General features: G+C 49.3%; 24 protein-coding genes. 5 read left to right on the top strand and 19 right to left on the bottom strand.

All coding sequences use genetic code 11. From position 1 onward, the window contains the following. Window positions 1-2: 2 nt before the first annotated feature. The 4 genes from CLFS41_RS05340 to CLFS41_RS05330 all read left to right on the top strand — a co-directional run bounded on the left by CLFS41_RS05340 (window position 3) and on the right by CLFS41_RS05330 (window position 3,059). The gene (locus CLFS41_RS05340) at window positions 3-1,028 is read left to right on the top strand and encodes a uroporphyrinogen decarboxylase family protein (protein WP_007870607.1); all 1,026 of its coding nucleotides are present in this window, start codon (window positions 3-5) and stop codon (window positions 1,026-1,028) included. Window positions 1,029-1,129: 101 nt separating this feature from the next. Beyond that, window positions 1,130-1,873 carry a GntR family transcriptional regulator gene (locus CLFS41_RS05335; RefSeq protein ID WP_045091678.1) on the top strand — a complete coding sequence of 248 codons (744 nt, stop codon included), beginning with the start codon at window positions 1,130-1,132 and terminating at the stop codon, window positions 1,871-1,873. 390 nt (window positions 1,874-2,263) lie between these two features. Continuing rightward, the gene (locus CLFS41_RS30030; RefSeq protein ID WP_156200215.1) at window positions 2,264-2,404 is read left to right on the top strand and encodes a hypothetical protein; all 141 of its coding nucleotides are present in this window, start codon (window positions 2,264-2,266) and stop codon (window positions 2,402-2,404) included. Between the two features lie 157 nt (window positions 2,405-2,561). Then, on the top strand, window positions 2,562-3,059 hold the full coding sequence (locus CLFS41_RS05330) for an L-2-amino-thiazoline-4-carboxylic acid hydrolase (protein WP_007870611.1): 498 nt from the start codon (window positions 2,562-2,564) through the stop codon (window positions 3,057-3,059). A 122-nt stretch (window positions 3,060-3,181) separates the two neighbouring features. Here the strand turns inward: CLFS41_RS05330 and CLFS41_RS05325 are convergent, their stop codons facing one another. From CLFS41_RS05325 to CLFS41_RS05285, 9 genes are all read right to left on the bottom strand, one after another. After that, window positions 3,182-3,790 carry a dihydroxyacetone kinase subunit L gene (locus tag CLFS41_RS05325; protein WP_045091677.1) on the bottom strand — a complete coding sequence of 203 codons (609 nt, stop codon included), beginning with the start codon at window positions 3,788-3,790 and terminating at the stop codon, window positions 3,182-3,184. 23 nt (window positions 3,791-3,813) lie between these two features. Beyond that, on the bottom strand, window positions 3,814-4,821 hold the full coding sequence (locus CLFS41_RS05320) for a dihydroxyacetone kinase subunit DhaK (RefSeq protein WP_045091676.1): 1,008 nt from the start codon (window positions 4,819-4,821) through the stop codon (window positions 3,814-3,816). Beyond that, window positions 4,818-5,612, bottom strand: a complete 795-nt coding sequence (locus tag CLFS41_RS05315; RefSeq protein WP_007870615.1) for an SDR family oxidoreductase — start codon at window positions 5,610-5,612, stop codon at window positions 4,818-4,820. Before CLFS41_RS05315 ends, CLFS41_RS05320 begins: the two co-directional genes overlap by 4 nt. Before the next feature lie 33 nt (window positions 5,613-5,645). Next, on the bottom strand, window positions 5,646-6,356 hold the full coding sequence (locus CLFS41_RS05310; protein WP_007870620.1) for an ABC transporter ATP-binding protein: 711 nt from the start codon (window positions 6,354-6,356) through the stop codon (window positions 5,646-5,648). Further along, the gene (locus tag CLFS41_RS05305; RefSeq protein WP_007870622.1) at window positions 6,349-7,170 is read right to left on the bottom strand and encodes an ABC transporter ATP-binding protein; all 822 of its coding nucleotides are present in this window, start codon (window positions 7,168-7,170) and stop codon (window positions 6,349-6,351) included. Before CLFS41_RS05305 ends, CLFS41_RS05310 begins: the two co-directional genes overlap by 8 nt. Further along, complete coding sequence (locus CLFS41_RS05300) at window positions 7,167-8,183, bottom strand: branched-chain amino acid ABC transporter permease (RefSeq protein ID WP_085952490.1); 1,017 nt, start codon at window positions 8,181-8,183, stop codon at window positions 7,167-7,169. The genes CLFS41_RS05305 and CLFS41_RS05300 overlap by 4 nt, the downstream gene beginning before the upstream one ends. Further along, window positions 8,180-9,067, bottom strand: a complete 888-nt coding sequence (locus CLFS41_RS05295; protein WP_007870632.1) for a branched-chain amino acid ABC transporter permease — start codon at window positions 9,065-9,067, stop codon at window positions 8,180-8,182. The genes CLFS41_RS05300 and CLFS41_RS05295 overlap by 4 nt, the downstream gene beginning before the upstream one ends. 126 nt (window positions 9,068-9,193) lie before the next feature. Then, window positions 9,194-10,372 (bottom strand): ABC transporter substrate-binding protein, encoded by a 1,179-nt coding sequence (locus CLFS41_RS05290; RefSeq protein WP_007870635.1) that lies wholly within the window; start codon window positions 10,370-10,372, stop codon window positions 9,194-9,196. 27 nt (window positions 10,373-10,399) lie between these two features. Next, window positions 10,400-10,897 (bottom strand): L-2-amino-thiazoline-4-carboxylic acid hydrolase, encoded by a 498-nt coding sequence (locus tag CLFS41_RS05285; RefSeq protein ID WP_007870638.1) that lies wholly within the window; start codon window positions 10,895-10,897, stop codon window positions 10,400-10,402. Window positions 10,898-11,246: 349 nt separating this feature from the next. On the opposite strand from CLFS41_RS05285, the gene CLFS41_RS05280 reads away from it, so the two are divergent. Beyond that, on the top strand, window positions 11,247-11,885 hold the full coding sequence (locus CLFS41_RS05280) for a GntR family transcriptional regulator (RefSeq protein WP_007870640.1): 639 nt from the start codon (window positions 11,247-11,249) through the stop codon (window positions 11,883-11,885). Window positions 11,886-11,960: 75 nt separating this feature from the next. Here the strand turns inward: CLFS41_RS05280 and CLFS41_RS05275 are convergent, their stop codons facing one another. The 10 genes from CLFS41_RS05275 to deoC (CLFS41_RS05230) all read right to left on the bottom strand — a co-directional run bounded on the left by CLFS41_RS05275 (window position 11,961) and on the right by deoC (CLFS41_RS05230) (window position 22,491). Further along, window positions 11,961-13,076 carry an extracellular solute-binding protein gene (locus CLFS41_RS05275; RefSeq protein WP_200895080.1) on the bottom strand — a complete coding sequence of 372 codons (1,116 nt, stop codon included), beginning with the start codon at window positions 13,074-13,076 and terminating at the stop codon, window positions 11,961-11,963. A 108-nt stretch (window positions 13,077-13,184) separates the two neighbouring features. Then, complete coding sequence (locus CLFS41_RS05270; protein WP_052665632.1) at window positions 13,185-13,685, bottom strand: hypothetical protein; 501 nt, start codon at window positions 13,683-13,685, stop codon at window positions 13,185-13,187. Between the two features lie 15 nt (window positions 13,686-13,700). Continuing rightward, complete coding sequence (deoC, locus tag CLFS41_RS05265; protein WP_045091675.1) at window positions 13,701-14,372, bottom strand: deoxyribose-phosphate aldolase; 672 nt, start codon at window positions 14,370-14,372, stop codon at window positions 13,701-13,703. Beyond that, window positions 14,335-15,219 (bottom strand): response regulator, encoded by an 885-nt coding sequence (locus CLFS41_RS05260; RefSeq protein WP_082082500.1) that lies wholly within the window; start codon window positions 15,217-15,219, stop codon window positions 14,335-14,337. The genes deoC (CLFS41_RS05265) and CLFS41_RS05260 overlap by 38 nt, the downstream gene beginning before the upstream one ends. A gap of 34 nt (window positions 15,220-15,253) precedes the next feature. Then, the gene (locus CLFS41_RS05255) at window positions 15,254-16,939 is read right to left on the bottom strand and encodes a histidine kinase (RefSeq protein WP_045091674.1); all 1,686 of its coding nucleotides are present in this window, start codon (window positions 16,937-16,939) and stop codon (window positions 15,254-15,256) included. A gap of 23 nt (window positions 16,940-16,962) precedes the next feature. Then, window positions 16,963-18,627 (bottom strand): iron ABC transporter permease, encoded by a 1,665-nt coding sequence (locus CLFS41_RS05250; protein ID WP_045091673.1) that lies wholly within the window; start codon window positions 18,625-18,627, stop codon window positions 16,963-16,965. 23 nt (window positions 18,628-18,650) lie between these two features. Next, a complete protein-coding gene (locus tag CLFS41_RS05245) occupies window positions 18,651-19,757 on the bottom strand; it encodes an ABC transporter ATP-binding protein (protein ID WP_045091672.1) in 1,107 nt (368 codons plus the stop codon). Between the two features lie 21 nt (window positions 19,758-19,778). Beyond that, the gene (deoC, locus tag CLFS41_RS05240) at window positions 19,779-20,543 is read right to left on the bottom strand and encodes a deoxyribose-phosphate aldolase (protein ID WP_045091671.1); all 765 of its coding nucleotides are present in this window, start codon (window positions 20,541-20,543) and stop codon (window positions 19,779-19,781) included. A gap of 159 nt (window positions 20,544-20,702) precedes the next feature. Then, window positions 20,703-21,833 (bottom strand): iron-containing alcohol dehydrogenase, encoded by a 1,131-nt coding sequence (locus CLFS41_RS05235; RefSeq protein ID WP_052665630.1) that lies wholly within the window; start codon window positions 21,831-21,833, stop codon window positions 20,703-20,705. Then, the gene (gene deoC, locus CLFS41_RS05230) at window positions 21,826-22,491 is read right to left on the bottom strand and encodes a deoxyribose-phosphate aldolase (protein WP_045091670.1); all 666 of its coding nucleotides are present in this window, start codon (window positions 22,489-22,491) and stop codon (window positions 21,826-21,828) included. The genes CLFS41_RS05235 and deoC (CLFS41_RS05230) overlap by 8 nt, the downstream gene beginning before the upstream one ends. Between the last annotated feature and the right edge of the window lie 16 nt (window positions 22,492-22,507).

The following is a 22,507-nucleotide window of genomic DNA, read 5'->3' as shown; positions in this document are numbered from 1 at the left end:
TTATGTGGACAAAAAAGGATCGAGTTTTAGCAGTATTAAATGGTGAGCTGGCAGACCGCCCGCCTGTTTCGGCATGGCGTCATTTTGTTGATAAAGAGCACAGCGGGTCTGCACTTTTTGTTGAAGCCATGCTGGACTGGCATCATACGTATGACTGGGATTATGTCAAGCTGCAGCCAAGGGCGTCTTACTATGAGGAAGCCTGGGGCGGCGTATTTGATTTTGATAACTATGAAGGGGTTCTTCCCAAATGTGTAAAAGGACCCATCGGCTGCGCAGAGGATCTGGAAAAGATTACTGTACTGCCCGGAGATCACGGCCCCTTTGCAGAGCAGATCGAGACAGTGAAAGCAATACAGGAGGGTGTGACTGACGGCGCTCCTATTTTCCAGACCATGATGTGCCCCACCAGTATCCTGCAGAAACTGTGTGCGGTAAACCCGATCGGACGTTACCGTGCTGCCAGCCGTGATGATCTTATGGTTACACTGATGCACGAGCAGCCGGATCTGGTACACCGTACCTTAAAGAATATCACCGATACCATGGCGGCTTACTCTCAGAAGATGATCGACAACGGGCTGTTCGGCGTATTTTACGGCGCAACCGGCCTTTCCCGTTCCACCTACCTGACAAAGGAGGAGTGGGAAGAATTTGTAAAACCCTACGACCTGATGTTGATGGAGGTACTGAAACCCTGCAAGATCATGGTGCATGCCTGCGGACTGGAAGTCAATCCGGAGTATTTTGCCCATTATCCCATTGATATCCTGCATTGGCCGGAGAGCGCAACAGGCAATCCTTCCCTGGACAGCGCGCCTTTATGGCTGGATAAATCCATAACGCCTATGGGCGGCTGTGACGAGAGGCTGTTCGGACAGCATAAGGCGGAGGAGATTGGCGCCGCAACCAGACACACCTTAAAACGCATGAAGGAAATACCGTTTATTTTAGCTCCGGACTGCTCTCTGGCCCTGAATACCTATGATGATGAGCTGAGGGCATTTATTGCAGCCGCACACGAATAAGACTGATCTGGCATATCTTCCGGCTATCCTGCTTTTACGTACTGTGCCTTGACGTCTTCGGTGCCTGAATAACAGGACAGTGATGAGAGAGGGGATAGTTGATGATAACCGAAGATAATATTTCTTACATACCAAAATATGTTCAGATACAAAATTATATCCTGCAAAAGATTAAAGACGGCATCTTTCTGCCCGGTGACAGGATTCCATCGGAAGCGGAGTTCTCCAAGCAGTTTGATGTCAGCCGGATCACGGTCAACACTGCCATCAAGGAGCTTGCAAGCGCAGGGGTGGTGGAGCGGATCCAGGGAAAGGGAACCTTTATCCTTTCGCCTGATAAGAACGGCGACAAACAGCCCTTTGCATTTGCCAGCGAAATCAAGATCGAACCCTTTGAGCAGTCGGCCCACCGGCCTCATAAGCTGCTTGAGCACGGCATTATACAGGCCGGTCCGGTGCTGTGTGCCAAACTCAACCTGGATCAGGGAGCTTATGTGTATAAGATCGTGCGCTGCGTGTGTCAGGACGGCCTGCCCATCGAGCTGGATTATAACTATATTCCTCTTTCCGTATGCAGCAACCACACCTTTGACAGCGAGGCGCTTGAACGGATATTCCTGCACGAATATGTGCGCAAATATTTCAACAAAAAGCCTACCCGTTTAAAGATCTTTATCAACACACAGATCACCAGGGATATGGACATCTCCCCTCTTAAATTGGAAAAAAATGCGGAACTGTTTACATGGGATAATTTTGTATACAAAGATACCGAGGTCCTGGCTATCACCACTACCGTTTGTGCATCACAGTTAAATAAGCCATTTATTACATTAGAATTTTAAAGCTTAAGGCAGGGCCGTAATGGCGCCTGCCTTTTTTGTATCCAGCCCTGTTTTCCTTCTATTTTCACTCCTGTTTGATACACTCCCCCTCCTGTATTTCCTGACAATTCATCAAACTGCCCAAATTAAAGCCTGCCAATTGTGCAACATTACAAAAATAAAACTTTTTGTTTACTTTCATTAGGATAATGTGTATAATGAATCCAGGTTGATAAGTTGCTAATACATATATTTGTTATGTCTACTTTACATATCCAGAAAAAGATAACAAATCGTTCATAAAAGGAGGTTAACGGCTGAGTTTTTAATAACAGCGGTGAGACCGGATCCAGAAGATTCCGGATCGCGTCAGGTATCTGCTTCAGATGCATTTTAAAGGGGGATTTTATTATGTTCAGTCAAGCAATACTTCTCAAATCGATCGGCGGCAAAATTTTAGGTGTCCTGGATAATACGAAAAAAGGATTTTTCCTTGGCATCAGTATCATAGCCAGCGGACTTTCCGTGTTCTTAAATGAGGGAATACTTTAACTGCGTTTTTCCACTCTGTATCTCTTTAGCCTTGTAGCAACAATTCTTTATGTAGTATACTATTTATAAGAACATAGGAAATACATATAACAATGTCATATTGCCGGAGTTTGGAATAAGCAATTATAGCTGTATAAACGAAAGGAGAATAAGTATTATGGGAGAAATCAAAAACGTAGCAACATTAACCGATGATGTTCAGGCAAACATCAACAGGTCGGCCATCGAATTCAGGGCATCCTGGATGGCTTTGATCTATGACGAGCTGAAGAAGGATGGAATTGATCCTGAGCCTGCGATCAGAAGGGCGATCTGGAAATGCGGAAAGATCCACGGTGAGAATTACAAAGCAGCCTGCGCAAATCCTGATGACTGCAGGGATTTTGCAAACGTATTTTTAAATGAGCTGGGAAGAAAGACCTTTGAAAAGGAAATCATCGAAATGAAGGAATCAGAGGTTCTTGTAGATTTCCATTACTGCCCGCTGTTAACTGCCTGGAAAAAGTTAGGCTTTGATGACGAGACATGTGCATTATTCTGTGACATTGCCATGGACGGGGACCGCGGTATTGCGGAAGGCATGGGATTACAGCTGGATCTGACCGAGACCCTGGCTGAGGGATGTCCGATCTGCAAGCTTCGCTTCTATAAATAATCGTACATCTGTTAAAACAAGTTGTAACTGTTCAGGACATCCAATGTGAAAATGGGTGCAAAAAGGATATCGCCTCTTATACACGAGGGATATCCTTTTTTTCTATAAAGATGCGGGAATATTTACTCAGATAAAGCCTCAAAGATCAATTTCCCTACCACGGATCCTCCGTCCAGGATACCGATGGATTTCTCCCCGTAGTAAGCAGCCCTTCCGTGCACGGATTTCATTTCCCTGGTTGCCTCCGATCCCTCTGCCGCTGCCTTTGCCGCTGCCCGGAAGGATTCTTCAAAGCTGCAGTCCCTGTGCTCCAAAAGGCTCTGGGCCGCTGGATAAATGGAATCCAAAATAGTCTTTTCCCCCGGCTTAGAACCGGCCTTGGCCATAATCTTTTCCACTCCGGCCATCACCGCCTCGGCAAACCCGGCCGGGTCTGTCTCGGTCTTGCCTTTTAAGGACTTTGCCATTCCCATAAAGGCAAAGGAGATAATGGTCCCCAGACTGGAGGGCGCCGCCTCATTAAACACACCGCCTGTCTGCATCAGGAGCTTGCCCAGGTCTGTCTCCTGGGTTTCCTCCACAAACCGGGCTGCCGCCGCAAACCCCTCGCTCATGGAAACTCCCAGGTCCCCATCTCCGTTCTGCTGGTCCAGCTTGATCAGGTAATCTTTGTTCTCAGTCATAATGCCGCTTATTTTTTTTATGCCTTTTTTTACAGATGATGCATCCATGATTCCAGTCTCCTTATTAGCGATTATTTGTTCAGGTTTGTGTAAAACGGTGTCTTTGCAGGTGCTGTCAAAAGCTCCTTTAACTGTTCATCCAGTTTAAAGATGGTCACGGAAAGACCTGCCATCTCCATAGAAGTGGCATATTCACCTATATGGGGCATGATGATCTTCACTCCTTTTTCCGTTAACAGTTCATGGACACAGCGGTACACGATCAGCTGCTCCTCCATGGGGGTTGCTCCCAGGCCGTTCACCAGCACGGATACCTCATCCCCCTGTGTCAGAGGCATATCCTGGGTGATCCTGTCCACCAGGGTTTTGGCCACCTCATCCGCGGTCATCATCTTTCTCACTTCAATGCCTTTTTCCCCGTGGATCCCCATTCCGATCTCAATCTCATCATCCCCGATCTTAAAGGTGGGCTCGCCTACCTGTGGCACAATACAGGGTGACAGGGCCACTCCCATGGTCCGGATATTGTCCAGGGCCTTTTCAGCCACGGCAGCCACCTCATCCAGGGACATCATCCGCTCCGCAGCAGCGCCCGCAACCTTGAACCCATAGACCATTCCGGCCACACCGCGGCGTTTTTCCTTTGTCTCCTTCGGGCTGCTGGCAACATCATCCTTTACACGCACGGTCCTGGTCTCAACATCATCCATTTCCACCATCTCACATGCCATGTCAAAATTCATGTTGTCCCCGCCGTAGTTTCCGTACAGGCAGAGTACGCCGCTGCCGTGATCACACGCTTTGATCATATCCGCCATCTTTTTTGCAGAAGGGGAGGCAAACACATTGCCCATCGCGCAGCCATCCAGCATTCCCTGGCCCACATACCCCAGAAATACGGGAAGATGGCCGCTGCCGCCTGCTGTGACGATCCCCACCTTGCCCTGTTCAACCGGGTAATTGGTGAGAAGGATCCTCTCATCACCGTCCAGCAGCCTTACCTTATCCCCATATGCATAGATAATGCCTTCCATGGTCTCTTTTACAAAATCTTCCGGTCTGTTGATTAATTTCTTCATGCTGATTCTCCTTGTTTTTTAAGATATGAGTATTCCGGATTCAATACAATGCTGCGTCCTCCTGAAACCTCCAGGCTGGTTCCCGTTATGTAGGACGCCTGTTCGCTGCACAGGAACACCACAGGCCCTGCGATCTCCTCAGGTTTGGCCACCCTCCTGAGAAGGGTGTCATTGGCATTTCGCTGCAAGTATTCCTCACTGATGTTTGCGGCCACCGCAGGCGTGGCTGTAAAACCGGGCAGTACGGAGTTTACCCTGACCCCATAAGCGGCATATTCGCCGGCAAAGGATACGGCCAGCTTGGCCACCGCTGATTTCAGGGGTCCGTACAGGGTGCTGGCGCCCACGGTGGCGCATCTGGCCGCCAGGGAACTGATATTCACAATACTTCCCCCGCTGTCCTTCATATAGCGGAATGCAGCCTGGGTCCCGTATATAGTACTGAAAAAACAGACCTTAGTTATCTGCTCAATCTCCTTTTCCCCATACTCTTCCCCCTTTTTTGGAAAACTGGCTCCCACATTGTTGACCCAGAAGTCCAGGGACCCAAACCGTTTAAAGGCCTGTTCTGCAGCTCTGTATACATCTTCCTCCACAGTCATATCGGCCGCCGCCGCACCCACAGGTCCGTATGGGCTGAGACGTTTGGCCGCGTCCTCCACCTCATCCGCTTTCCTGGCGCAGATCCATACATTGGCCCCTTCCTCCAGAAAGGTCTTAGCCACCGCATAGCCGATGCCCTTACTGCCCCCGGTGACCACGGCAGTCCTTCCCCTTAAACCTAAATCCATATATAACCCCCGCTTTCATCTTTCCCTTTGTCGCTAGGCGCCCAGGTATGCCGCCTTCACCTTTGGATCCACAAGGAGTTCCTTGCCCTTGCCCTCCATGATGATCTTGCCCGTCTCCAGAACATATCCCCTGTCCGCAATGGAAAGGGCCATGGAAGCATTCTGCTCAATGAGAAGAATGGTTTTTCCCATATCCCTGATCTTCATGATCAGTTCAAATATATCCTCCACAATGATCGGCGCAAGACCCAGGGACGGCTCATCCAGCATCACGATATCCGGATCCATCATAAGCCCCCTGGATATGGCCAGCATCTGCTGCTCTCCGCCTGAAAGGCTTCCTCCCGCCTGGCCGATCCTCTCCTTGAGACGAGGGAACAGGGCATACTGCTCCTCCACCAGTTCCCCTATCCTTGCCTTGGAAAGCTTGGGATTTCCAAGGGAACCCGCTATAAGGTTTTCGTACACGGTCAGGGCCGGGAAGATCTTCCTTCCCTCAGGCACATGGCACATGCCCATTTTAACCACCTTGTCTGGAGCCATCCTTGTAATGTCCTGGCCCTTAAAGGAAATACTTCCTCCTGCCTTTGGAACCAGTCCGGAGATCGCGCCCAGGGTGGTTGTCTTGCCCGCGCCGTTGGAACCGATCAGGGTAATGATCTCCCCTTTCTCCACATGGAAGCTGATGTTTGTCAGCGCTGTGATATATCCGTAATTCACCGAAAGATTCTCAACCTTAAGCATGAACCTTCACCGCCTCTCCTGCTATGATACCCTTTCCAAAATACGCTTCCTGTACCTGGTGGTTGGCCTTTACCTCGTCCGGCGTACCCTCACAGATCTTCTGACCAAAATTCAGCACCAGAATGCGGTTGCAGGAGTTCATAACAAATTTCATATCATGCTCGATCACGGCAATGGTATAACCGCCCTCGTTGAGCATTTTAATAAATTCCATCAGTTCCTGGGTCTCCAGGGGGTTCATACCCGCTGCCGGCTCATCCAGCAAAAGGATATACGGCTCCAGGGCCAGTGCCCTTGCGATCTCCACCTTCCTCTGCATGCCGTATGCCAGATTCCCTGCCATGGTATCCCTGTACTCAAACAGGCCGATGGCTTTTAATATCTCCTCGCTTTTGCTGACCGCATATTCCTCATCCTGTTTATACGTCCTGGTGTGGATAATGGCATCCAGCATATTGCTCTTTGTCCTGATGTGGCACCCGATCTTAACATTGTCAAGAACGCTCATGAACTTAAACAGCTGCAGGTTCTGGAACGTTCTGGCCATGCGCTTCCTGGCCACCTTTTCAGATGAAAACCCGGTCACATCCTCCCCCATCAGATATACCTTTCCTTTGGTGGGCGTATACATACCGGTGCACATGTTAAAGAATGTGGTCTTTCCCGCGCCGTTAGGCCCGATGATACCGAAAATGTCCCCTGCCATGACCTTCATATCCACGTTCTCAACCGCCTTCAGGCCGCCGAAATACTTGCACAGGCCCCTGGACTCAAGAATCGGTACATTTTTATCAATGGAATTAAAATCAATCATGCCTTTTTCACCTCCGGAGCCTTTTTGCCTTTTTTACCATTGTCCTTTTTCTGAATCTCACCTCCTGCAAGGATGGAATCAGATGCGCCCATCAGCCCCTGAGGGCGTACCCACATCATCAGGATAATGATAAATGCATAGATCACATATCTCCAGTTTTCCAGGAAGCGCAGGGCTTCTGTGAGTATGGTGACAATGGCCGATCCCAGAATGGGTCCCAAAAGGGTTCCCTGTCCGCCGATCACCACCATGGCCAGCACGTTAAATCCTGTATCCGTGGTAAACTGTGAGGACTCAATATAGTTTACAAAAGGAGCATAGGCCGCTCCGATGATCCCGGCCCAGAACGCGCCGTACATAAAGTTCATGCACTTGCACACGCTTGTCTCAACTCCCAGTGATTTAGCAGCCACCTGGTCCTCGCGGATCGCCATCCAGGCGCGGCCCACCCTGGATTTTAATACCCTTCCTGTGACAAACAGGAATACCACCCCAATGATAAGGAAAATAAAATAGTAGTATTTGGGCTTGAACATTTCCAGTCCAAAGAAATTGGGATAGGGGATCTGTTTGATCCCAAGGGCACCGCCGGTCACAGGCGTCCAGGTCTGGGCAATGATCCTGATGATCTCAGAAGCGCCCAAGGTTACGATGGACAGGTAGATTCCGGACAGCTTCAGGGTGGGAAGGCTTACGATCAGTCCCACAAGGGCTGCGAGTATTCCTGCAATGGGAAGCACGATCCAGAAATCAATTCCCAGATTCTTGGAAAGGGACGCGCAGGTATAAGCGCCAATGGCAAAAAATCCCGCCTGGCCCAGACAGGTCTGGCCGCTGTAGCCATTGATCACGTTCAGGGATCCGGCCAGGGTGGCGTACATCATAATGGTACAGATATACCGTAAGATCAATGCCTGTTTTACCACAAAGGGAAGAATGATGGATATGACAAGAAGGGCCAGCAATACAGGCAGCTTATGTTTTTCATAAAAATCCCTTGCCTTGTTCATCATACTCTCACCCCTTTCTTACTGACAAATCCCTGAGGTCTGATCAGCAGCACCAGGATCAGGAACCCAAAGGCGAACACATCCCTGAAGGTAGCGGCCGACACAGCGATCCCCAGGTTCTCGATCACGCCGATGCACAGACCGCCCAGGGCGGAGAACCGGATATCCACCAGGCCCCCCAGCACGCTGGCTGCAAACGCCTTCATGCTGTAGATACCGCCCATGGTGGCGGATACGGAATAATAATAGATACAGAGCAGGATACCTGCAATCCCGCCGAAACCGGAACCAATACAGTTGCCGATCATGGCCATGCGCTTTACATTGATGCCCACCAGGTATGCGGCATCCTTGTTCTGGCTTACAGCCCTTAAGGCAATTCCCCACTTGGTCCTGTTAAAAAACAGGGTCAGGGCAGACGCCAGGACCACCACAAGGACAATGACCACGATCTGAAGCAGTTTTATATCCAGCCGGACGCTGCCTAACATAAAGGTGAATGTTTTATTTTCAACAATATCAAGAACAGGTTTTGTCTCAGGCCCAAAGACGATCTGAGCCAGGTTTTTGATCAGCATACTGATACCAATGGTACACAGCAGTGAAATGTGCCTGGGCGCATTAAAGAATTTTTCATAGCAGAGCTTGTAGACAACAATTCCTATTAAAAATGATCCGGTAAATGCCGCCAGGATCGCCAGCGGAAGATTGTTGCCAAACAGTAAAAAAATATAATAGGAGGAGAAGGCTCCAATCATCATGATCTCGCCATATGTAAATGTAACCATCCCTACCACACCGACTATAACAGAATAGCCGATTGCCATCAGTGCGTATATTGCGCCCTGGCACAAGCCGTTAACCAGCTGATTTAATATATATTCCATATCCATACCTCCTCGTCACACGCAGAAGCCCGCTTTTTAGAAAAGGGCGGCAGACAGGAGCATCTATATGGTATCTTGTTCCTGTGCGCCGCCCCAGAGCGTGTCTGCAATTGCCCTTAGCCGTTCTTAAAGGCCTTCTGCGCCGTATTCAAATCCTTCCAGCACCACCCACTTGGCATCCTTAACGCCGCAGATCATGTACTGGCGCTCAATATCGCCGTCCGGTGTAAAGTTCAGTGCCCCTGTCACGCCTTCGTTCTCGCTCTCAGCCAGCGCCTGCTGGATCGCGTCACGGGTAATCTCCCCATCCCCGATCCTCTCCACTGCATTGGCGATCAGATATACACAGTCATATGCACATGCAGGGTGGATGGTTGGCTTAAATCCGGCTTCCTCCTCAAAGGATTTGGCCCAGTTGGACAGGGTCTCATTGTTCTCATCAAAGAAGAAAGGAGAAGTCACGATCAGGTTATCCGGAGTGGTCAGCTGGTTAATCAGCTGCTCAGAGGTGCCAGGCCCTAAGGAAACATGCTGGATATCCCAGCCCGCGGCATCCGCCTGGTTAAAGATGGCTGCAACGGCGTCTCCCTGGTCCATCACTACCAGACAGTCCGGATCAATGGATCTCATCTTTGTAATAAGGGAGCTGAAGTCCTTTTCGCCGGTGGCGTACTTTTCTGCGGTCACATCCAGTCCTTCCTTTTCCGCCTGCTCCATGAAGTTATCATAGCAGGAAAGGCCCCAGTCACTGTCCACACGGATCACTGCGATCTTCTGCGCGCCCAGATACTTTTTAAGTATGTATTTTGCAAGGTAAGGAGCTTCCACATCCTGGCGCCCCATGATACTGAAGCAGTATTTGCTCATATTTGCATAGTCGGGAGCGGATGCGGTGGGGCTCAGCTGGACGATTCCGTACCGGTCCACGATCTCCGCATTGGCCTTACAGGCACCTGAGGTGAAATCCCCCAAAATAGCCATAACGCTTTCATCCTCTGCAAAGTTGGTTGCCATATTGGAAGATACCACAGCATCTCCCTGGGTGTCCTTGATTTCAATCTCAAACTTATGGCCGTTTACCCCGCCCTTTGCATTGATCTCGTCTATGGCTTTCTGAAATCCGATCTGGAATCCCTTTCCGTACTCGGCATAGTTGCCTGTAAGGGGTGCCAGGCCGCCCAGCTTAATGGTTGATTTCTCTCCAGCCTCTGTCTTGGCTCCTGTTGTGCTTGAACACCCTGCCAGCAGACCTGCTGCCAGTGCTGCAGAAAGGGCCAGCGCTGCCATTGATTTAAACCTCTTCATAAAAAACTCCTCCTTTTTCCTTTTGATTTATTTGTGGAAGCAAAGCTTACATGTAGGACATCCCTTTGCCAGTGTGTCTGTTAATTCCAGATCCAGTCCCATTGCCTCTGCAATGCCCCGGTCCCCATCCATGGCAATATCGCAAAGAACAGCGCATGTCTCATCATCAAATCCCAGCTTTTTCCAAGCATTTAACAGCGCGCAGTAATGGAAATCCACAGGAACCTCAGTTTCAGTCACTTGATGCACCTCCTGCTCAAAGGTTTTTCTTCCCAAATCGTTTAAGAACACCTTTGCAAAATCCCTGCAGTCCTCCGGATCAGAACAGGCCGCCTTAAAATTCTCACCGTGGATGTTTCCGCATTTGCGGATCGCTTTTCTGAATATAGGCTCAGGATCGATCCCCGCTTTTCTGAACTCATCATAGATAAGGCCCATCCACGTTGCCCTGTGCTCAATGGCCGCCCTGTTGATATTTGCCTGCTCGTCCTTTGTCAGTGTTGCTACATTCTTGATCTCTCCCATGATTTCTTTTATCTCCTTTCATTTATACAGTTTTTTTCATATGTCATACTGTATCTCACAAAACTAATCATATCAGTTTTCATCTAAATGTCAAGCATTTTTAGTTAATATTTACATGGAACCTCATATAATAAAGTCAAAACTATCAATATTACCTACTTATATCATGTTTTTCTCTATATTTCAGCAAAAACTGATATGACTATTTACTTTTCAGTCCAGGGGGGTTATAATATATTTCTTGCCTTTTTATATATTTTATCAAAGTCTTGATTTTCATCCGGATATAACCTATACTGAGTTCATACACATAATTCATGACCTAAGATCAAGAAAGGATGCATCTGATATGATTAGTTCAGAGCTGAACCTGAAAGAGCAGATACATGATAATTTATTTTCAGATATAGTAAATGGAGTATACCAGCCCGGAGCCATTCTCCACGAGAAATCCCTGATGGAGAAGTACGGCGTCAGCCGCGCCCCCATCCGGGAAGCCCTGATCCAGCTGTGCAGTGAGGATGTGCTGCGCAACTATCCTAAGCGCGGTTATGAAGTGACTGAGATAAGTGAGGGAGATATACAGAATATCATACGGTACCGTATTTCTCTGGAATGCGGCTTTATGCAGCAGTATGGCGGATACATTGATGACGGACTCATTGAAAAGCTGGAACATCACAATCTGTACCACCAGCAGCGCCAGGGAGAAGGGCTTACAGCACTGGAACACTGGCTGGACAACATTGGATTCCACCTGCTGTTATTTTCCAACTACCAGAACGACTATGCATACAAAAAGCTTCAGGAATCCATGACCACCCAGACCCGCTTCTATGCCCAAAAGCGTTCCCGCCAGTGGCATTCCCCCATTTTTTATGATGCGGACGGGCTTCATGTGGCGATTGTGGATTACCTGAAGCAGAAAAACTACAGTATGGCCTCCAATATTTTGAAGGCTGATATTGAGGACCGGACTACCATGTAAAAACGGACGTGGGGTTCAGGCAAAAAAACAGAAAGAGGAGATCAAAATTCCTCTTTCTGTTTTTATATCAGGTATTTACTGGACATTGGTATAAATATCCGTAAAGTGCTCGATCCAGTTTGCCTTATTGTCAATGGCAATGGACTCATCATCCTTGATCACATTGACCTCACTGTAAGGTTTCAGTATGGGGGAATCGGGAAGGTCATTGCGGATCCCCCGGTTATTCAAATCCACCACCATCATTGTCTGGGCTTCTTTTCCGGTGATAAAGTCAACAAACTTCTGCGCATTTTCCATATGGGGCGCATCCTTTACAATACAGATATTGGTGCCTCTGAAGATAACGCCTTCCTCCATGTAGACCAGCTTTACGGGAGCTCCTGCCACCACGTAATCAGCGCCGCCTGTTTCGTATGTAAGACCTACCGTGTACTCCCCGTCTGCCACGCCTTTATATACGGCTGAGGAACTGCTTAACAGCTTGCCGTCCAGGTTTTCGCAGAACTTTTCCACAAAGTTCCATGCCTCATCCGTGTCCCCGCCTCCCATTGCGTAAAGCATGTTCACCAGGTGCTCCCATCCGGATGCTGTCTGGGCCGGGTTGGCTGCTGCTATCTTTCCTTTCAGTTCAGGATTTAACAGATCTTCATAACCATTGATCTCCAGATCCCCGATCAGATTGGTGTTTACCATCAGCACGCTGGGCATCAACGTGGCCCTGGTTATGGATTTTTCCACGTTCTTGTGCTCCTCGGAGATGACAAATTCCTCGTTGGGGCTTACATAGTCCTCAAACAGATATGCCTGGGGCGCCACTGTGGATACCGTGCCTGCAAACAGGATATCTCCCAATGGGTTGCTGGTTTCTGATTCAATACGCTTAAGAAGTTCACCTGTACCTGCTGCGATCAGGTCCACCTTCACACCTGTCTCTTTTTCAAACTCCTCCACCAGGGGATCCAGAAACTCCAGGGAATAGGCACTGTACACAACAACCGTATTGTCTCCCGATTCCTTTTTCTCTCCTGATTCCTTTTTCTCCTCTGTCTCCTTCTTTTCCTCCCCCGACTGGGCCTTTGCCTCTGTCTTTGCCGGTTCCGCCTTACCCGCGTCCGCTGTTTTAGACCCACATGCGCTTAAGCCTGCTATAAGGCTCATTACCAGAAATACTGACAACATTTTCTTCATTCCGACTTCCTCCTTTATCCGGATCACTGTTTTTCATACCATTATTATATCAGGGCTGTCCCTTCCGGCTCAATCCGACAAACCGGTCATAGTATCTAAAATCATGAACTACCATGTCCATCCCTGGGATGAAACGATACCGTCCGCCCCCAGGCCCTCTGCAAGAATCCTCACATCCTCTGCCTGCTGACCGGTTATAAGGGGAGTCTCTATGAGAAGATACATCTTAGCCCCCTTGCCGTGGGCCATATCCGCGCATCCCTTCAGTTCCCGGATCATGGTGTGGATATCCCCTGACTTAAATGCTCCCGCATTAAAGGTCACGCATATATCAGTCGCTCCCCGGTCTGCTGCGTCCTCTGTTTCCGCTATCTTCACTTCCGGGCAGTCCATTCCCAGCGGATAGCTGACCACGGTCCCCAGACTGACCCCTGACTGTTCCAGAACCCGCCTGGCATTCTCGATCATGTTGGGAAATACCCATACGGAACTTTTTTTCTGTCTGACCGCTTCCCTGCACAGCCCTGCCAGGGCATCTTCACTCAGGCCGCACGTTAATAATCCCATGGACGTCCCTGAATCAAAGAAGTTTTTGTCCGTTATATTCATCTTCCCTTACCCCCTTTATTCCGGCAGCTGTTCAAGGATCCTAAACGGTGTGCTGGTGGCAATACGGTCCGCGCCCGCCTCCACCATGGCCATTGCGTCCTCCGCAGTCCTCACGCCTCCGGATGCCATCACCTGTATCATCCCTGCATAGTGCTGTTTTATGAATCTGATCTGACCAGGGGTTGTCACTGCCCCAAACCCCGGATTTGTCTTTAAGAACGGGATACCCAGCTCAACCGCCATTTGGGCCGCCCGTTTCTGGTCATCCGCTGAAAGACGGCTGGCAAAATAGATCATTTTCATAAGCACGTTATGTTCCTGGGTCAGGTGCACAAACCCTTTCATATCCTCCTTGGCTTCCTCATATCTGCCGGATAAAAACAGGCTCAGGTCCATGGATATATCCAGCTCATCGGCGCCATCCGCAATGGCCGTCCTGGCCTGGAGCATTTTTGTCTCATGAGTCATACCCGCAAGAGGATATGACAGCACCGTACACACCTTTTTTCCCAGCGGATGGAGTATCTCTGCCGCGGTTTTAACATAATATGGTTCAGCCAGGGTAACGGCAAACCCGTAACCACTGGTCTGTTTTACAAATCCCCTGAATTCTTCCAGCATGGGCGCCGGTTTATTTCCAATGGAAGCGTCAATCATCGGCTCCAGCCTGCTTTTTGTCAGTTTCATTTTTCCCCTTCCCTTCTTCCGCCTTTTCCCTGTCCTTTTTATTGCTGATATGGTATATGGCCTGGTTTGTACTCTTTACAAACTCCGTTGGGGACATCCCTGTATACTTTTTAAAAACAGAACAAAAATATTTGTAATCGCTGAATCCCACCCGGTTTGCAATCTCATATACCTTCCATGTTCCATCCTTTAAAAGCTGAACTGATTTTTGGATCCGGTATCTGTTAAGGATGTCCAGAAATGTCTGGTCTGTGAACTCCTTCAGCTTACGGCTGAGATAGCTGATGCTGATCCCCAGTTCCTCGGCCACCGACTCCACGGTCAGTTTTTTGTCATACTGTTCACAGATCATATTCATTGCCTTCACCACATAGACATTTTCAAAACTGTCCTTGTACCGGTAAATACTCCAGTCCTCCAGCTCCTGCATGGTCTTGTTCTTAGTAAGCTCCATGATCTCCATGTAAGTCTGGCTGTACTCAATCTCCCTGTGGATGTCCGCCATGACATGTTCCAGCTGGATCTCATCCACGGGCTTTAACAGGTAATCCGATACCTTCAGCTGAATGGCTGATTTGGCATATTCAAAATCTGAATAACCGGTCAAAATGACCGTACGGAAATGGCATTTTTTCCGGGCCTGCCGGATCATCTCGATCCCATCCATGACCGGCATCCGGATATCGGTTATCACCACGTCCGGATGTTTTTCACAGATCATTGTAAGCCCCTCTGCCCCATCCTTTGCCACGCCGGACAGGGTGCAGTCCATTTTGATCCAGTCGATCATATACTCCAATCCCGTCCGGATCAGCTCTTCGTCTTCCACAATCACTACTTTCAGCACTTATTCCTCCCCCGCAGTCCTGTGATAGTGAATCTTATCTATGTACCGGCAGCCGTATCTTTACAACCGTACCGCTTTCCATTTCACTGCGTATTTCCAGTCCATAGTCCGGTCCATACATCAGGTGTATCCTTCGATGGATATTATACAGCCCCAGTTTATTTTCAGGATTACTGGATTCTTCCAGGGAATCGGTCAGACGCCGAAGCGCCTCCTTCTCCATACCTACCCCGTCATTATAAATGGCAATGACCAGGTCCCCTTCCATTATCCGCGATGTAACCATGACAGTAAGTGTTTCCCTGTCCCCAAACCCATATTTTACCGCATTTTCTATAATGGGCTGGAACAACAGTTTTGGTATGATACAGTCTTCTGTATCATGATGGATATTGATGTGATAACAAAACCGCTCCTTGAACCTGGCTTCCAATATCTCCAGGTAATGATATGTATACCCCATATCCTCCATTATGGTGACTTCTTCCTTCTTGTTGTCTACCGAATACCGCAGCAGGCTGGACAGATTGATGATCATCCGCTCTCCCCTTCTCGGGTCGATCCGTATAAGTACCCGGATTACCTCCAGGGTGTTATACAGAAAGTGTGCGTCAAACTGGCTTTCCAAATGCTTGATCTCAGCCATCACGGTCTGCCTTGTCTTCTCCTTATTCAGCTGGATCAGATTGTCAAACTCGGAGAGCATCACATTGTAGGAATCCCCTATGATCTCAAACTCATCACCTGTTTTAATATTCAGGGGAACATTGAGATTCCCCTCCCGGACACAGTCAAATGCCCTGGTCACCTCGTCAATGATCTTGGTCTTGCTGGCCGCGATCTTGTCCGTACTCAGAAAAATGGTCATCACCATAACGGCAAAAACAAATATAAGGATAATGGTCAGCAGGGTAAACAGGGTTCGGATGATCTGTACGGAAGACAGGGTGTAGATCACGATCTTTCCATCCTCCACCTCATCCTTAACAGTCGAATACACGTCATCCTCAAAATGCAGATATTCCTCTGCTTCCATTACCTTTGCATCCAGGTTATCCATCTCATCCTGGAACTGATAGGCATTGGATACAAAAATATTGCCGTACCGGTCCGTAATAATGAGCAGCGCGGGAAGCGCCCCCGCAGAGCGCAGGAAATCCGAGCCCCTTATGGTAAACAGCAGATATCCCTTTATGGATCCTGATTCATAAAGAGCCTGTCCCACTTCCAGCTCCAGATTGCCTGAGTCCTTTGTGTCCAGCCTGGAGAACGACACCATGGACTGCCCCGGACCGCGCTCCATCTGTCTCATGATCCCACAGGCAGGCCTGTCCGGGTCCGATAATATCTGGGGCAGAAGCCTGGTGCTGGCCGCGATCAGCTGCCGTTCACTATCCAGCACAAAAAAATCAGCTTTGCAAGGCATGTCGCCCACAACCTCATATAACTGTGCGCTGATGGACGGTACGTCCCATTCCGGTCCGTCCAGATCCCATCCGGACGCTGCCTCACAGGCACTGCGAAACCTTGCGATATAGTCCTCCAGGCTCTGGGATATCTGTGTGTTGCACTGGTTATTGCGCTCGCACACCCCCTGGTTCCATGCGAAATAAAAGATGAGTTCCACAATGAGGACCATGCACATGGCGGGAAAAAGGGCATAAAGAATCAGGGTCCTGCGAATACTTCGTCTAAATTCCCCATATCTGATATCTTTCATGTCCCGCCATGCCCGCCTTTCTGTTACAAACTAACATCCCTTCCGCCTGACAACTTAAAGAAAATCAACAGTGATATGATCGTTGTCATTGTTAAGATGGTTGCCAGGGCTGCCGCTGTTCCGTAACTGGCCCTGATCACCTCCTGGTAGATCGCCACCGACATGGTAAGCGTCTTACCTGTAAAGAGGATGATGGATGCCCCCAATTCATTGATGACCGTTATCCAGCTCAATATGGCCCCTGACAGTACGCCCGGCATCATCATCACTACGGTCACTTTGAAGAATGTCTTTACCGGGGAAGCCCCAAGGCTGATGGATGCCTCCTCCATGCTGGGACTGATCTGATACAGTATGGCCGCGCTTGAGCGCAGGGTATAGGGCAGTCTCCGCACAATAAAAGCAATAATAATGATATATGGCGTGCCGCTGAGCAGCAGCGGCTTGTGATTAAAGGCCAGCAGCAACGTGATTCCCAAAACAGACCCCGGTATGATATAAGGGAACATGGTCAGGGTATCGATCATGCTGGTAAACACATTCTTGCGCCTGATGGAAAGATACGCGATAAAGATCCCAAGAAGCACAATAACGATAATGGCGGCCAGGCCGAATACATAGGTGTTGCGCACAGCCTTGCCCAGGTTTGAAAAGATCATCCGGTAGCTGACCAGGGAATACCCCTCCAGGAATACCGCCCGCTTTGTGTTCAGGAATGATGTGTAGATAACCGTCAGCTGAGGCAGGATCGCCAGGCCTACTACGGTGTACACAAACCCGTGGATCAGAACATTTTTGATCCCTGTCACCTGTTTGGCCTTAATGGGCCTTAAAGAGGACATGGTAAAGGACTTCTTGTTCACAAAATACTTCTGGGCCGTAAACATCACCGCTGTCACAAGAACCATGATCGCTGCCATGGCCGCTGCAAAGTTGGCTTCCCCACCTGTCTCACTTACAAACTCGTTGTAGATCAGGGACGGCATGGTCTGATATCCCTCTCCAATCAGCATGGGAGTGCCAAAGTCTGCCAGTGAATTCATAAAAACCAGGAGGGCTCCTGCAAACACGGTGGGCATGATCAGGGGCACAATGATGGTGGCCACTTTCTTCACCCCGTTGCAGCCCAAGCTTTCCGCTGCTTCACTTAAAGAGACATCGATCTTTTTCAGTGCTCCTGATACGTACATATAGATAAACGGATATAGCTTTAATGTAAATACAAGAAGCATTCCTCCAAACCCGTAGATGGATGGGGTCCTGATCCCAAAATGGCTTTCCACAAATTTGGTGACCCACCCGCTTCTTCCGCACAGTAGGATCCATGAATAGGCTCCGATAAAAGCAGGGGACATCATGGATATGATAATTAATATCTCAACCAATCCTTTTCCCCTGATCTTACAGGTTGTCATAAAGTATGCCAGCGGGGTCCCTATCAGGACTGTAAACGCGGTTACGCAGACCGTTAGCTTAAAACTGTTTTTCAGCGCGCCAAAATAGTAACGCTTACCAAAAAATTTCTGGAAATTGCTCAGACTCCACTGTCCGCTGGCTGGGTCCTTAAACCCGCTGATAAACAGTGAAAATAATGGATAGATCAAGAATAATATAAATACAAGCAGGATGACAACTGTAACTGATTTCCAGAAATCCCACCTGTAACGGGATTTAAATTTTTGAATCATACCTACCCTCCGTTCTGTACGCCTCATACCGCTGCTTTGATCAGACTGTGTTCCTGGTCTTCTGTAAACACATTGATCTTAGCGGCATTTGGTTTAAGGTCAATGAGGTCCCCCACATGATGCAGCAGCTCCGAATGCCCCAGATCCTGTGTGAACTCAATGCTGGGCTGTCCCGCAAGCACCATGGAATCCTCAAACTCCAATACATAATTAATATATTTTCCCAGGAAGGTAGTTTCCGTGATCCTGGCTCTGACCCCCGGCTGCAGGGAGAATTCTTCCGGCCGGATGGACACCACTGCCCTCTGGCCGTTTTGGGCCTCATCCGCCAGGTTATCCATCCCGATCCTGTAACCATTGGCCAGGCAGATTCCTGTAAATCCTATTTCCTTACATATTGTAGCATGGAACAAATTACTGTGTCCAATAAATGTGGACACAAAGGTGTTGGCCGGACGTGAATAGATGCGCTCAGGCGTGCCCACCTGTTGGATGACACCGGATTTCATGACCGCGATCCTGTCTGAGATAGCCAGCGCCTCCTCCTGGTCATGGGTGACGTAAACAGTGGTGATCCCTACCTGATGCTGCACTTCCCTGATGGCGGAACGCATTTCGATCCTCAGCTTTGCGTCCAGGTTGGAAAGGGGCTCATCCATTAGCAGCACGCTGGGATGGATCACAATGGCCCTGGCAAGGGCAACCCTTTGCTGCTGTCCACCGGACAGGTTCTGGGGCAGGCGGTCCTGGTACTCCTGGATCTGCACTACGCTTAAAATCTCATCTATCTTTTTCTTCATGGAATCCTTTGGCTCTTTTCTAAGTTTCAGCCCGTACTCCACATTTTCCCTCACCGTCATATGGGGAAATATGGCATAATTCTGAAATACCATGCCAATATTCCGCTTGTGTGCATCGATCCGGTTGATGACCTTGTCGTCAAAGCAGATTTCTCCCCCCTCTATGGTGTTAAAACCCGCGATCATCCTGAGAAGGGTAGTTTTCCCACAGCCGGACGGACCTAAGAGAGTAAAAAATTCCCCGTTTTTTATCTCCACGGACAAATCCGGAATGATCGTATTTTCACCATATTTTTTTACTACATGATTAATCCCAATCGAAACGCTCATCCTGTGTCTCCTCCTATGACTTTAATACCCTTCGCCCAATGTGCCTTCTTCCCGGACAACCAGAGTACCTTCCTTTTCCCTCCTGATTGCTTCCTCCATGATCTCCACCGTGCCCCTGGTCCCGATCCGTATGGTTCCTGTGGAAAGGACTGCCAGCGCTGCGTCAAGTGTCCTCACCCCTCCTGCAGCTTTCACACTCACATGCGGGGAGCAGCTTTTCCTCATATTCTTAAGGTCCTCAATGGTTGCCCCTGTGGGTGCATAACCAGTGGATGTTTTGACGAAATCCATTCCCGCTGCCTCCGCGATCCTGCACGCATGGGTAATCTGTTCCGGACTCAGATAATGGTTCTCAAAGATCACCTTTACCCTGGCTCCCAGATTGTGGGCAGCCCTTGCCACTTCCCTCAGTTCCTGCTCCACATAGTCATATTCGCCGGAAAGGAAGCGGGCAATGTTCATCACTACATCCACCTCCACTGCCCCGTGTACAATGGCGTCCATGGTTTCAAATATCTTGCTTTTGGTGCTTGCCGTTCCGTGGGGAAATGCTGCTACCGTGGTCACCAGGACGCCGCTTCCCTCCAGCTCCCTTACCACAACCGGCAGGTCCGAAGGTCTGACGCACACTGAAACACAGCCGTATTTCTTAGCGATACCGCATCCTTCTACCAGCTCCTTAACCGTAATGTCCGGCCTCAGCAGGGAGTGGTCGATGGTCATAGCCACATCCCCGGCAGTAATGTGATCCCCCGATTTCCATACATTTACGTTACCTTCCATCATATTTACCTTCTTCCTTTTTATTATGGTTTCATTGTATCATTGCCCTATGGCCGCCACAATCCGACAAACCTGGCAAAACATCTAAAAACATGAACTAAAAATGGATCCCACAAGCATCCGTCTGTTTGTGGGATCCATTTTCTATTTCAGACTCATGTTCTATTTCATCATGACCTGGAGAAATGTCTCTGTAATCTCATCACTGCCAAAATCACCCGGGGATTTTACAAAATTTTTGTGAGGACCCATCCTCCACCGCTCTGCGGCTTTTAACAGTTCCTCCTTTGTACAGGGCCACGGTTCATGGGCTGTCAGGCTTTCGATTAGCACGCAGATCTCCTCCATGTCTATGCCGCAGCGCTGTTGGTAATAGGCTGCTTTATCCGGGCATAAACGGGCCGAACGCCGGATGTAATGGGGCAGGAATTCTGCACAGGCCATTCCGTGAGGTGTGAGGAATGTCTCTGTTAGGTAATACCCAAATGCATGGCAGTAAGCGGTGCCTGTTTTATTGATCACCATGCCTCCAAACAGGGAACCGTAATACAGCTGTTCCCTCTGGCCTGCGGTCAGCTCCTTCCCCCTCTCCATCCCTGCCAGGACCGGCAGGATCAGCTGTGCCGCGGACATTGCCGCCATGTCTGTCATAAGGTTGGACGCCTTGCAGAAAAAACCTTCTGTCGCATGGCACAGGGCATCCAGGGCAGTGGATACCGTAATATCATAGGACAGAGACATGGTATAGCGCGGGTCTCCGAACACCACCCTGGCATATCCGTGATCAAAGCCAACGGATTTCTTGCGTCCTGTAATATCCGAGGTAAGGACACTGTAGGGATTGATCTCACTTCCAGTCCCGGCCGTGGTCCCGATCTGCACCAATGGCAGTGGAACGTGCTCCCAGTGGGGCGCAGCCTGGTACAGAGAGTCTCCGGGCATCTGGTTGCGGGCAAACACCGCGGCCATTTTACTGCAGTCAATGGCAGACCCGCCTCCGATCCCCATGATAAAGCCGGCCCGGATCCGCCGCGCCTCATCCCCTGCCCTGCGCGCCGTGGAGATCAGGGGATTGGATTCCACCTGGTCAAAGACATCCCATGATATCTTCTGTGAATCCAGGGCCTTTACAGCATCCTGCAAGGCGCCGGAATCCTTTGCCCCATGCTGTCCGGTGACAATCAGGCAGCTTGTTCCCAGCTCCTTAAACAGCTTCCTTCCCTCCCACACGCATCCCGGCCCTGTTACCAGACGTACAGGAAGGAAATAATCCATGTTCAGACTATTATCCATGAGCCTCAGCCCCGGCAAGGATCTCCAGGGTGGCGCTTACACCCAGACGGTCCGCCCCTGCCTCAAGTACGGGCAGCACATCCTCATAGGTCCTCATGCCTCCGGATGCTTTTACCTTCATGGAATCCCCCACAGTCTCCTTCATCAGCCGCACATCATGGGCAGTGGCTCCTCCTGTCCCAAAGCCGGTTGACGTTTTAACAAAATCAGCCCCTGCCTTTTTGGCAAGAAGGCAGACCTCCCGCTTTTCCTCATCCGTGAGATAGCATGTTTCAATGATCACCTTTGTGAGGACTCCGGCGGCAGCATCCACCACTGCCTTTATATCCTCATACACCAAATCCATATGGCCGGATTTTAATGCTCCCACATTGATGACCATATCCACTTCCTCTGCCCCCTTTGAGATCGCATCCCTGGTCTCAAACGCTTTTGTGTCGCTGGTATTAGCTCCCAGAGGAAATCCGATCACGGTGCAGACCCTGACATCAGACCCCTTTAACAGCTGTGCCGCCTTTGCCACATAACAGGGATTTACACACACGGACGCCACCTTATTCTCCACAGCCTCCCTGCACAGCACCTCGATCTGCTTCTCCTCTGCAAATGCTTTTAACAATGTATGGTCACACATTTTTGCAATTTTATTACGATTCATCATTCATTCTCCCTAC

Origin of the sequence: Clostridium sp. FS41 (genome assembly GCF_000954015.1) — a bacterium.
In the GTDB taxonomy this organism is placed as follows: Bacteria; Bacillota; Clostridia; order Lachnospirales; family Lachnospiraceae; genus Enterocloster; species Enterocloster citroniae.
This window is presented reverse-complemented; position numbering and strand designations above follow the sequence as displayed.